This window comes from Bdellovibrio sp., assembly GCF_047637665.1.
In the GTDB taxonomy this organism is placed as follows: Bacteria; Bdellovibrionota; Bdellovibrionia; order Bdellovibrionales; family Bdellovibrionaceae; genus Bdellovibrio.
Window position 1 is genome coordinate 172806 of record NZ_JBLJBT010000033.1, and the last position, 11708, is coordinate 184513.

General features: G+C 47.5%; 12 protein-coding genes. 6 read left to right on the forward strand and 6 right to left on the reverse strand.

Annotated elements, in window-relative coordinates; all coding sequences use genetic code 11:
* Window positions 1–184 precede the first annotated feature (184 nt).
* Entirely contained in the window at window positions 185–811 is a 627-nt protein-coding gene (rpsD, locus tag ACM64D_RS11540) for a 30S ribosomal protein S4 (RefSeq protein WP_415063374.1), read from the forward strand.
* Window positions 811–1011: a hypothetical protein gene (locus ACM64D_RS11545; RefSeq protein WP_415063375.1), complete on the forward strand. Its 201-nt coding sequence runs from the start codon at window positions 811–813 to the stop codon at window positions 1009–1011. The genes rpsD and ACM64D_RS11545 overlap by 1 nt, the downstream gene beginning before the upstream one ends.
* Here the strand turns inward: ACM64D_RS11545 and hrpB are convergent.
* From hrpB to ACM64D_RS11560, 3 genes are read right to left on the reverse strand one after another with little or no spacing between them, the layout of a single operon-like run.
* Complete coding sequence (gene hrpB / locus ACM64D_RS11550; protein ID WP_415063376.1) at window positions 1008–3542, reverse strand: ATP-dependent helicase HrpB; 2535 nt, start codon at window positions 3540–3542, stop codon at window positions 1008–1010. The two genes, ACM64D_RS11545 and hrpB, sit on opposite strands and share 4 nt — an antisense overlap.
* Before the next feature lie 2 nt (window positions 3543–3544).
* Entirely contained in the window at window positions 3545–4201 is a 657-nt protein-coding gene (locus ACM64D_RS11555; protein ID WP_415063377.1) for an SAM-dependent methyltransferase, read from the reverse strand.
* Window positions 4201–4947, reverse strand: a complete 747-nt coding sequence (locus ACM64D_RS11560) for an HAD family hydrolase (RefSeq protein ID WP_415063378.1) — start codon at window positions 4945–4947, stop codon at window positions 4201–4203. The genes ACM64D_RS11555 and ACM64D_RS11560 overlap by 1 nt, the downstream gene beginning before the upstream one ends.
* A gap of 77 nt (window positions 4948–5024) precedes the next feature.
* Here ACM64D_RS11560 and ACM64D_RS11565 point away from each other — a divergent pair, with 77 nt between their 5' ends.
* Window positions 5025–5912 (forward strand): phosphate/phosphite/phosphonate ABC transporter substrate-binding protein, encoded by an 888-nt coding sequence (locus ACM64D_RS11565; protein WP_415063379.1) that lies wholly within the window; start codon window positions 5025–5027, stop codon window positions 5910–5912.
* 8 nt (window positions 5913–5920) lie between these two features.
* Window positions 5921–6325, forward strand: a complete 405-nt coding sequence (locus tag ACM64D_RS11570; RefSeq protein ID WP_415063380.1) for an acyl-CoA thioesterase — start codon at window positions 5921–5923, stop codon at window positions 6323–6325.
* A 5-nt stretch (window positions 6326–6330) separates the two neighbouring features.
* On the opposite strand, the gene ACM64D_RS11575 is transcribed toward ACM64D_RS11570, so the two are convergent.
* Window positions 6331–7242, reverse strand: coding sequence for a chemotaxis protein CheX (locus ACM64D_RS11575; RefSeq protein WP_415063381.1), 912 nt, complete (start codon window positions 7240–7242; stop codon window positions 6331–6333).
* 214 nt (window positions 7243–7456) lie between these two features.
* Between ACM64D_RS11575 and ACM64D_RS11580 the strand changes: the two genes are divergently transcribed.
* Both ACM64D_RS11580 and ACM64D_RS11585 read left to right on the forward strand, forming a co-directional pair.
* Window positions 7457–8248 carry a GYF domain-containing protein gene (locus ACM64D_RS11580; protein ID WP_415063382.1) on the forward strand — a complete coding sequence of 264 codons (792 nt, stop codon included), beginning with the start codon at window positions 7457–7459 and terminating at the stop codon, window positions 8246–8248.
* A 35-nt stretch (window positions 8249–8283) separates the two neighbouring features.
* Window positions 8284–9264 (forward strand): hypothetical protein, encoded by a 981-nt coding sequence (locus ACM64D_RS11585; protein WP_415063383.1) that lies wholly within the window; start codon window positions 8284–8286, stop codon window positions 9262–9264.
* On the opposite strand, the gene ACM64D_RS11590 is transcribed toward ACM64D_RS11585, so the two are convergent.
* Window positions 9195–11006: an ABC transporter ATP-binding protein gene (locus ACM64D_RS11590; RefSeq protein ID WP_415063384.1), complete on the reverse strand. Its 1812-nt coding sequence runs from the start codon at window positions 11004–11006 to the stop codon at window positions 9195–9197. The two genes, ACM64D_RS11585 and ACM64D_RS11590, sit on opposite strands and share 70 nt — an antisense overlap.
* The coding region (locus ACM64D_RS11595) for an ATP-binding cassette domain-containing protein (protein ID WP_415063385.1) at window positions 10999–11708 on the reverse strand (710 nt) is incomplete at its 5' end. The genes ACM64D_RS11595 and ACM64D_RS11590, both read right to left, overlap by 8 nt.

Sequence of the window (11708 nt, forward strand, 5' to 3'; positions counted from 1 at the left end):
GTTGGTAAGCTTAAAGGCCCTCCGCGAAATGGAGGGCCTTTTTATTTTAAGACCCTCTCATTCTCAACGCTCTTTCATTCCACTTTCTTCCGGTTTTCATCCAAGCCCTAATTTCAAGAATTTCTGTTCTTTCCTCCTAGAGCCCTTTAAATCCTGAGACGACGTTGGAAGGAATCAAAGAGTTATGAATAGAAAAGGAAAAATACCTCGCTATAAAAGACAAAGAAGACTGCTCACGGAGCTTCCCGGAATGGGCAAGGCCGGAGCCCTTGAGCGCCGCCCTTATCCACCGGGGCAGCATGGTTTGCAGCGCCGAAAATATTCCGAGTTTGCTTTGCAGCTTGAAGAAAAGCAGAAGCTCCGATTTCACTATGGTCTTCGCGAAGAACAGTTTCGTCGTTTGATTAATAAAGCAAAAAAATCTCAGGCGACGAACTGGGTTGAAGCATTGGTGAATCTGCTAGAAAAGCGCTTGGACAACGTGGTCTTCCGCTTAGGTTTTGCTCCCAGCATTCCGGCCGCTCGCCAGCTGGTTTCTCACGGCAAAGTTCTTGTGAATGGAAAAAAGGTGAATATTGGGTCGCAAGTGATTCGTGTGGGCGACAAGATTCGTTTGAAGGCGGAGGCTTATGACAATCAAGTCTATCTTCAAGCAAAACAAGGCCCTCGGTTGCCGTTGCCTTCGCATCTGAATAAAGAAGACGGGGCGGGTAAAGAAGAGGGGCGTTTGAGCGATGAACCAAAACTTGAAGCGGTGCCCTTCGCTTTTGAGCCCGGACTGGTCATTGGCTATTACTCAATGAGGGGCTAATGAAAAAGGCACAATTTGTCGAAGCAAATCAGATCGGTTTTGAAGAACTGACCGAAAACTTGGTCGTTCTTAACCTGAATGGCGAAAAGTTTGTGATGGATACGGATACGATGATTGATCTCACTTTTCGCTGTGCCGCTTTTCTGACCTACCTTGAAGGAAAAGAAAAGCGCGAAGTCAGTGAACATTGCTTTCATTAGAAGCGACGGCGACCTTTGGCTTCGGGGGTTCCATCGGCGGGATCCTCGGGCCATTGGTGTTTCGGATACTTAATGCGCAACTCTTTGCGAACCTCGGGATAGCCATTTTTCCAGAAGCTTTCCAGGCTGGAAGTGACTTGGACGGGGCGGAAGTTGGGCGCCAACAAATGCAAGGTGACGGGGATTTTTCCAAAATAGACTTTGGGTGTTTCCATCAACCCAAAGACCTCTTGAATTCTGACCTCGAGATAGGGGCCCTTGTCGACGGGGTAGATCACCTGAATCTTGCTTCCGCTCGGGACCTCCAGACGGTCGGGAACTTCTTTTCGCAAAAGCCCAGCGACATTTGCCGGAAGGACTGACTCAAAGAAAAAGACCAGATCTTTTTCCATCACCGCTTGCATCTTTGTTTCACTCAAGCAGGCTTGAGACAGGGCTTCGTGAATCAGCTTTGTGACGTCGATATTTTGTGGCTCTTGCCTTTGCAAAAACTCCCAACGACTCCACCAATGGCTCAGTTTTTCATTGTTCTTAAGAACCAATTCAAATTTCTCTGAAAGAATTTGCGGCAGTTTTTCAGCGATATCTTCCGCTGAGGCGGGGCTCAAAGAGGGTTCGTCCAAAGGTAAATCAAAAAGACTGCGATATTCCCGAGTGAAAAACTGTCCCTTGTCTTCAACAAAAGTCACATCGCGAGTTTTGACGATGAGGTCTTTAAAGGTCTGCAAAATAAAATCTTTGTCAAAACCACAGGCCAAGCTGACCACGGTTTCCGCGTCAGAGCTTCCTTCAACACCATTGAGCGCGATAAAAAACTCGGAATTTTTCACAAGGCTTTCCGATTGAAGTTTGACACCACGACCCCCGACCATCAGAGCCCGTTCTGATTTTCCACGACGTCGACAAAGACGATCGGTATAGGCTTTCAGTAAAATCTCTTTAAGAAGTGACGAAGACTCTTTCGTGTCGATTTTTTGGGGTGTGGCGGCTGTCTTTAAGCGCATCGCCAGGTCTTCAATTTGTCGAGCGGCCTGATCGACGGTTTGCAAAGCGAAAAAAGGAGCCCCGGCAGAAGCTTTTTTGGTTTTTCGATAGTGTTTTAAAACCTCAAGTCGTGCCGAGAGGTCACATTCAAGATTGTCACCCAGAAAGGAGGCGAAGGAATCTTTTTTTAAAATATCGCGTTCTTGCAGAAGGGCGGCCAATTCTGAAGCAAGCTCCGGAACTCCAAGCTCTTGTCCCACCAGCATCAGCTTTGCCAGACGCACGGGAAGAGGAAAGTGCAGCATACGCCGCCCCAGTTCCGTGATCTTTTGATTCTGATCCAAAGCGCCCGAGATCTTCAAAAAGCGAATGGCATTATTGAGAGCCACAGCGGGTGGTTTTTCAAACCAACTGAAGGAATCAAAGTCGGTGACCCCTTGGGCACTTAAAAAAAGCAGACTCTCGGTTAAATCAATTCTTTGAATCTCGGCGATCTCGCTTTTACTGAAAGAGAGTTCATCCATTTTATTCCACAGACGATAGCACACGCCGGGGAACTGACGGGCCGCTCGTCCCGACCTCTGAATAGCGCTGGATAGGCTGATGCGACCCAGTTCAAGACGAGAGAACCCCGTGCGATGATCTTGCCGCATGTTTTTTGCCAGGCCCGAGTCAATCACGGTGTTAACGCCATCCAACGTGACCGAGGACTCGGCGATATTGGTGGAAAGAACAATACGTTGTCGCAAGGACTTCTGCAAAGCCCGTCGTTGATCTTCGATATTTAAAGTGCCGTGCAGGGGAATCAATTCCAAATTCTTACTGTCGGCCCAGGCTTGCAAGGCATTTTGCGCACGATCAATTTCCCCAACGCCAGGAAGAAAAACCAGAATGTCTTTGTCTGTTTGGGATTGGGCCTCTTTAACGGTTTGAACTAGATTGTCATAGAAGGCCGGGGACGTTTGCAGAAGTTGAGACCCTTTTTGATAACGAACGTCCAATTCAAAAAGTTTTCCTGGGACGCTGACAATGGGGCAGTGGCCAAGATATTGAGAAATTTTTTCCGCCTCGAGGGTTGCGGACATCACCAGAATTTTGATATCACGGCCCAGCTCCTGCAGTTCGCGCAAAAGTCCCAGAGCCAAGTCGACATGCATGGATCTTTCATGAAACTCATCTAAAATGACCAGATCGACATCGCTAAGTTCAGGATCTTCAATCATTTGTCGAGCCAGCAACGCCTCGGTCATAAAAATTAGTTTGGTTTGTGTCGATGTCTTGTTGGCAAAACGAACTTGATAGCCGATTTCGCGGCCCACTTGCCAGCCTTGTTCTTCCGCAATGCGATGAGCGGCGGCAATAGCGGCCATGCGACGGGGCTCCAGAACCAAGACTTTCTTATTAACGATTTTTGCAAGAGCGGGGGGAAGACGTGTGGTTTTGCCGGCGCCGGGGGCTGCGGTGATGACCAGATTATTCCCACTTTTGAGTTGCTCCTCAATGGCGGGAATAAAACTGTCTATGGGAAGCGACACCAATGATTCCATTTTTAAGTCGGATAAATAAGCAGCATAAACTCCGCCTTTTCATAGGGGAGTCCAGAAATGAGTTTGTCGATGTTTCCATCCAACACACACTCATCGTCCTGAGAAAGATTGAGAGTCAGTAAGAACTTTCTATTTGAGAAATGTTCTTTCATGTCGTTCAAGGTTTTTTTCAGGCGATAGGGCGTATCCATCACAATGATGGCGCGTTTTTCTTTGGTGAGTTCTCTTAAGGCTTTCCCTCGAGATTCGGTTTCCGCCGGTAAGAAGCCACGAAAAACAAATTCGTCCAGCCGCTGACCACTTAAAGAAAGAAGTCCCATCAGGGCCGAGGCCCCCAGGGCGGACTTCACCGGAACATTCTTTTGCCGACAAAGGCGCACCAGATCGGCTCCGGGATCACAAAAGCCAGGTGTCCCACAATCGGTTACCAGCGCCACGGATTTTTCCGCACACAGCGGAACTAAAGCCGCCTTATCTTCTGGGGTCGAATGTTCATCCAGAACTTCATAGGTTTTTCCCGTGATGCCATGAGAGCGTAAAAGTTTTGAGGCTTCCTTGGTGCTTTCACAAATGACGACGTCACAAGATTTGAGGATCTCCAACGCTCGCAGAGTGATTTCTGTCGTATCGCCAATGGGTGTGGCTACAAGGTAAAGCATCAGGATTCCTTTTGATTCAGCAGAAAGTTCATAATGCGTGGCAGGGCTTCCGGAGGCTCGGCTTTTCCGGCGTGAGTGCTTTCGAAGAAAATCATTTCAACGTGCGGGCAGAACTGAGCCAAATGATGAAGATTTACGGGTTCATTCTCAAAGAAGTAAATTTTGGAATAACCTTTTTTATCAGCCTCAATAAACCAATCGGTTTTGAATTGCGCATCGTCCATGCTGCGGTGAGGTTTTAAAACCAGCAGCGCCTTCTCATTTAAAGGAAATCCCCAGCGGCGCATGATCTCTTCAGAGCCGACACCCATTCTTTCCACATCGCGACCGGTGAGATACGCAATCTCAGCTCCCACGCTTTCCACCGAAGCCACGAACTCAAGAGCCCCTTCATAGGGGCTATCAAACTGCAGATAGTGATTCGAGAAAAAACTCTTTTGCCAATAATCTTTGATGGCCTCTTGAAAATCCGCATGGTGCCCATCAAGACCCGCGCGTTCTAAAGCACCCTTGATGCCCCAGTCGCTGCGCAGAGTTTTTATGTTCTTAAGTAAGGCCACCTGTTCTGGAAAAAGTTTTTGATTTAAGGGAGCGGCGGCAAAATCAAGCAGGATGCGTTCTAGACGTGGGCTCACGTCGAAAAGTGTGGAGTCCAAATCAAACACCACGAGACTCTTTTGTCCCTTGCGGGTGAGGTCCTGAATGTTAACAAGAATCTGCTCTAACATATGGGGCCATCTAGCCATACAAGTCTAGTGAAATCAAAGACTTTTCTTGCCCGAAGACGGTGATTTTCTATAATGAGGACGGAGGCAAATAGCACATGATGAGACTCTTTACTACGATAGTCCTGATGGTCTCTTTGACGGCGTGCCAGTCCAAGAAAGATGTCTTAGGAACCGAGAAAAATCCTATTAAATTTCAATTAGTCCCCTCTGTAGATGCCAAGGTCTTGGCGGACAATGCGGAAGTACTCAAGCAGTATCTGGAAAAAAATACGCCCTACAAATATCAAATTACGATTCCTCAGTCCTTTGTCGCCGTGGTCGAAGCGTTTGGCACCAAGAGAGCCGACGTCGCGGCGATAAATACTTATGGTTATTATATGGCCCACGAGAAATATGGTGTCGAAGCACGTCTGACCGTGATTCGTTTTGGACTGGCAACTTACCAGTCTCAGTTTTTAGCTCGTGCGGACAGTAAGATCAAAACTTTGAAAGATCTGACGGGAAAGAAGATGGCGTTTGTCGATCCCGCTTCGACGTCAGGATATCTATTGCCGATGAAAACACTGAAAGATCGCCATATCGAACCCAAACAAACGGTTTTTGCGATGAAACACGACTCGGTGATATCTATGATTTATCAACGCCAGGTCGATGCGGGGGCGACATATTATAGTCCGCCTCGCAATGGGCACATCGAGGACGCGCGCCGTCTTGTGAAAATCCAGTATCCCGATGTGGAAGAAAAGATTAAAATTATAGAGCTGTCCGAGCCCATTCCCAACGATCCGATCGTCTTTCGCAAAGACATGCCGGAAGAGATGAAGGATGTCATTATCAATGCGCTCTTAAAGTTTGTGGCCACACCGGACGGGCAGAAGGCAGTGGATCTTATGTTGGGAGCCACGAATTTTAAAAAGTCTTCAGATGGGGATTACGATTCCGTGCGCGAGATGCTGAAGACCTTGGCGCAAGAAGTGAAGTGAAGGTGCCTATGGCAGAACCAAGTCAGTACACCCTTGTTATTAAAGAACAGCACGTAGATTCCTATGGACATGTGAACAATGCCACTTACCTGACCTTGTATGAAGAGGCTCGTTGGGAGTCCATCACCCCGCGAGGTTATGGCTTTAATGAGATTCATCAAAGACAGCAGGGGCCGGTGATTCTTGAGGTGAATGTAAAGTTCATTAAAGAGATTCGACTTCGCGAAAGCATCACGATCACCACTCAACTTCTTAAATACGAAGGGAAAGTGGGTCAGATGGTGCAGCAGATGATCAAAGAGGACGGCACTGTGGCCAGTGAAGCTGTTTTAACATTTGGTCTTTTTGATATGAAAGCACGAAAGCTCATCTTACCCACGCCCGAGTGGAAGAAGGCCTTGGCAATGGAATAAAGCGCTTACTCTTTTAAAGGAAGCGCGACCACCGTGAGATAAAATTTCCCTTTGCTTGTTGAAAAGGGGATCATCATTCCGGCGGACCCTTGTGCGCAGGGAATCGTTTGATTGGCACCTAAGAGCACTCGAGGAACGGTCATCTGCACGCCAAAACTGGTGATTTCAGATTTTGCATTACCGAAGATAATATTGTTGATCTCGCCCACGGCATCTTGATTTTCTTGGGTGAGTTCCGTTTGCTCCTCCATCAACATAAGGGAGACAACCTCAAGGAAACTTCCTTTGTCGAAGGAAATACTGAGAAAACCCTGGAAGGACTGACTTTTAATATCAATCGCCGAAGAAACTTCGCCCATCAAGGGATCGTGGGGTGATTTTGGACCGGCTTTTTCCATATTAATGCCGGTGACGCCAAACTGAGTGAATACATTTAAGGTGGCCTTGATCATGGCATTGATCACGCGAACATCCACGGCATATTTCGAAGCGGCAGCCGCTGTGGCATGAGGATCTTTGCTTTGTCCGTGATGTTGGGTGTTCAAAAGATTGATGAGAGCATTGATCAACTCATCAGGACTGACAGGTTTTTTGAAAAACTTGGAGCCTTTCAAAGAATCGGGAAGATCCGTCAGTTCTTTTTGCGAGATTACCACAATGTCTGCATTTTGGGTGTTCTTGTAAGTATGAATGCCATACACAAACCCCCCATCCATCAAACGGGGGACTTCGGTATCAATCAGAACGACGTCAAACTTTTGATTTTCAGACTTGATAGCCGCTTCCGCACCGTCTTTGGCGCGCACGACAATAGGAGACACGCCGGAGTTCTCCAATTGCTTCAACAAGGGCTCTTTCACCAAGTGTTCGAGTTCACTGTTGTTGTCCACGATGAGGATGTTTTTTCTTAGTTTCATGTCTTTTTTCTGTATAAACACCATAAACTCACATTGGTTTAAGTGGCAATTTGAATATCTCTTAGCTTTTCGGTTCTTATGGGGAACCCTTGAGCTTTATTTTTGCCTAAAAGTTCGACGAAAATCGGCAATCAATTCTTCATAAAATGTCTAATTTCCTACAGTTAAGTCGGGTCCTGTTTGCGCCGATAGGCTTCTTAAGGAGTATCGGACAATGGCAAAACAGTACTATCTTTCAAACAATGGGACTCATGTTGGTCCGTACACACATGAGACAGTCTTAAATAAGATCGAATCCCAGGAGCATCAATGGACTGACTACGTCTATGACGAAACGATCGGTGAGTGGTTGATGTTGGTGGAACACCCCGAGTTTGCAGCTAAGCTCGCGCAAAGGCCCTCCGTTCGTCCAGGAGCCCCGTTGGCTTCGACTCCCAAGAACACTCTAAAAGAAAAAGAGTGGTTCCTGCTAAAGGACGGCAACAACTATGGCCCCTTTTGCCAGTTGGAACTGATTCAGATGCTGCAAGAAAAAGCTCTTTTTGAATACGACTATGTTTGGCACTCCAAACTTCCAAATTGGAAACGGGTGGCAGAGTTGGAAGAGTTTTCACCCAAAAGCATTCGTTCGATGAAAGAGTCCAATGATGCCGATGTCGCAGAAATCTTTTTCCGTCGTCGTCATGCACGGGCTTCTTATGGAGCTTCGTTGATTGTTCATAATAATAAGACGGTCTTCCGTGGTCAGGCTTTGGAGATCAGTGCGGGAGGAGCGGGTGTTTTGATCGACACGCCAAATCTTCAGCCGGGTCAATCCTTGTTTCTTCATTTTCAGCCCGGCAATGGAGTTCCTCCTTTCAATGTCGTTTGCCAAATCGTCAGCAAACAATTTGTCAAAGAGGCCTCTTCTCACGATGCCGAGGCTGTGAAGTACGGAGTGAAGTTCACGACGTTAAGTCAATCCGTGCGTGAATCCATAAAGAACTTCACAACCAAAGCTGCCTAGGTATTAGAGTTCGGACCGCCGGAAAAAGAGGACTTATGAAAAAGGAATTTTCAGTATTGGGGATGGTCGCAACGGTCTTCGTATTGGCGGCTTGTGCGCAGGACGTAAAGTTCGATCTTCCTGCCGCCTCCGATAACTTTGGTCAAAGTATTACTTATAATAACAAGGTCGACATTCTTTGGATCGTCGATAACTCTTCTTCGATGTTGAAACACCAGCAAAGTCTCAGTGCACAGGTTCCTGATCTTGTGGGGAAACTCAACTCACTGAAGATGGACTATCATATGGCCGTGGTCACGACCAGCATGGGGGGCACGAATCCCGATGGAGGGCGTTTTATCGGAAGTCCGAAGTATGTTACGTCGTCAACGCCGGATCTCATCAATAGTCTGAAAGACCGAATGATCGTCGGCGAGGCGGGGAGTAATAACGAGCGTGGCCTTGAATCCATGGAGAGAGCTCTATCCGCAAGTTATCTGGCGAATGAGGGAAAAGGATTTTTCCGTGAGGATGCTCTTTTGGTGATCATTGCTTTGTCAGATGAAAATGATAAGAGTGCGGTTTCTAGTCCCGTATCTCACTATGTAAATTTCCTGGATGGTTTAAAGCGTCCGTGGGTTGATGGCTCGCGTTCGTGGGTCTTTAACTTTATTGGCGTCTTGCCGACCAGTGTGAACTGCAAAACCTTCAACGACTATTCTGAGTCAGGCCTGACGTTCATTGATATCGTGCGAGAATCCGCAGGGGTGCAAGAATCTATCTGCAGCACGAATCTTTCTTCAGCGGTGTCAAACATTCGGGCTCGGATCTATCAGATCCTCACAGATTTCAAGTTATCCAAATTGCCTTTGGTAGAGACCATTACCGTCAGTATTAATGGGCAATCCGTTCCACGCAGTAACGTGAACGGATGGGATTATATCGAGTCTTTGAATGTGATTCGCTTTTATGGTTCTGCAGTACCGTCGGCGGACGCATCCATCAAAGTTGATTTTAAGCCTAAAGAAGCAAACTGATAATACAGTCCCTGGGCTTTCATGAGTTCCGCATGAGAGCCCACTTCCACGATCTCTCCCTGATTTAAAACCACAATACGATCACACTGTTCAATCGTCGATAGACGATGGGCGATGATGATGCTTGTGCGCCCCTTGGTGACTTCTTTGGTCGCTTCCTGAATGACATGTTCGCTTTCAGAATCAATATTCGCCGTGGCCTCATCCAGGATCAGGATGTCGGGGTTGAATGCCAAGATGCGGGCAAAGGCGATGAGCTGGCGTTCCCCGACAGAGAGGTTGGCGCCCCGTTCATCGACCGGGCTGGCAAGACTTCTTCCGGTGCGCTTTAGCATGGCCAGGTAGCCCGTTTTCTCGCAGGCTTTTTCAATCTGCTCGTCACCAATGCGCGGGTCTCCCAGGCCGATATTTTCTCTGATCGTGCCTCTGAAAATAAAGTTGTCTTGTTGAACGACTCCGACGTGATGACGAATCTCAGTTCTGGGGATGCGCTCTAAAGGCAGGCCATCGACGAAGATCGACTTTGCGGGGGCATCATAAAATCGTTGTAAAAGAGATATAAACGTCGACTTTCCGCTGCCGGTGCGTCCCACCAAAGCGATGGACTCACCCGCCTTGATTTGCAAGGATACGTTTTTAAGAACCAGAGGAAGATGACTTTCGTATTGGAAGTTCAGATTGCGAATCTCAATATCACCGCGAATCACCTCGGGGGCTTGAAGAAGTTCCGACTCCGCCTCTTTGGCTTCATCCATCAAGGTGAAGATCCGTTCCGCACTGGTTAAAGAGTTTTGAAACTGTTGGTATTTTTCCAGGATCTCGCGAAGGGGAGGGATGAAATCTTGAATGTTCATGAGGAAAGCCACCAAAGAACCAATCGCAATGGAATTCTGAGCACTCAGCAATCCACCGAAATAAAGGGCCGAGGTGATTGTCGCGGCATTAAAAAGATTCATGATGGGTTGCATAAGCGCGTAGGAGCGGATCGAGCGCATGTTGGTGTCACGATAGTCCGTGGAAAGGCTGGAGAACAGCTCTCGGTTCCGAGTCACTCGATTGTAAAGCTGCACCACCTTGATGCCGTTCAGATTTTCCGCCAAAAAGGCATTGATTAAAGACAGCTTCTTTTTCTGTTCACGAAGAATGTCGCGGATGCGGTTGCTTAAATAGAAAGAGGCGGCAATAAAGAAGGGCGCTAAAATCAAAGAAACCAAAGTCAGCTTCCAAGAAATGAAGGCCAAGGCGATCACGACGGAAATAATAATAACGATGTGAGTGAAGACGGAGATGACGCCATCAGTGAAAAGTTCCCCTAAAGACATCACGTCGTTAGTCAAACGAGTGACGATGCGGCCTGTGGGGGTTTTATTGAAAAACTGCATAGGCAGTCTTTGCACATGGGACATCAGGTCTTCGCGCAAATGAAAAAGCATTCTGTTTCCGAAAATCTGGAAAAGATAAACATTGGCGAATGAAAAGCAGGACCTAAAAATCTCTAGAACAAGATAGACGTAGGCTACTTGGGTGAAGATGGAATAGTCTTTTTCTTTCACGCCGTGATCAATCGCATAGCCAATCAAAGCGGGAATCAGACGCGCGGCAATCGCGCCACCAGCAACGGCGAAGATGGCCGAAAATAAAAGGACCTTTTCTTTGCGAGCGTAGGGCCAAAGTCGTTTGAATAAAATCGGATAGGTGATTTTGGTTTTCACCAAATCTTCATGCATGAAGTTTTCACTCATGGTGATCCCCTTGACCTTGAATTTGCACGATTTTTTGGAACGTGGGGCTGACCTTCAGGACCTCAGCGTAGGACCCCCAAGCCTCCACGCAGCCATCCTTAAGAATTAAGAGCTTGTTGACGCCCTTCAGGGAAGAGAGGCGGTGAGCCACGATAATGCGACTCATCGTGGAATGGCTTTTTGCCAGCTCTTCTTCGATGGCCTTTTCTGTTTTCGTATCCACGGCGCTAAGTGAGTCATCCAAGACAAGGACGGGAGTTTTCATAATCAGGCCGCGCGCAATCGTCAGGCGCTGCTTTTGGCCTCCGGAAAGATTGACGCCTCTTTCTCCCAACTGTGAGTCGTACTTGTGGGGTAAAGAGTCGATCTCTTTGCTGAGATCCACGATCTCCGTCATGCGCAGAATTTCTTCTTCCGAAGCTTTTTCGCGCAGACCAAAGCTGACATTGTCAGAGATACTTTCGCTGAACAAAAAGGCCTCTTGGGGAACCAAAAGGAACGTCTTGCGAAGAGACTCTTGCTGGATGTCTTCAAGGGGAATCCCGTTGATCAGGATTTGCCCTTCTTCGAGAGGGTACATTCGCGACAGAAGATGCAGCAAAGTCGTTTTGCCGGCGCCCACGGGTCCCATGATTCCTAAACTCTCTCCGGCTTTCAGGGAAAAGGAGATATCCTTGAGTACATAGACAGAACTGCCCTTGT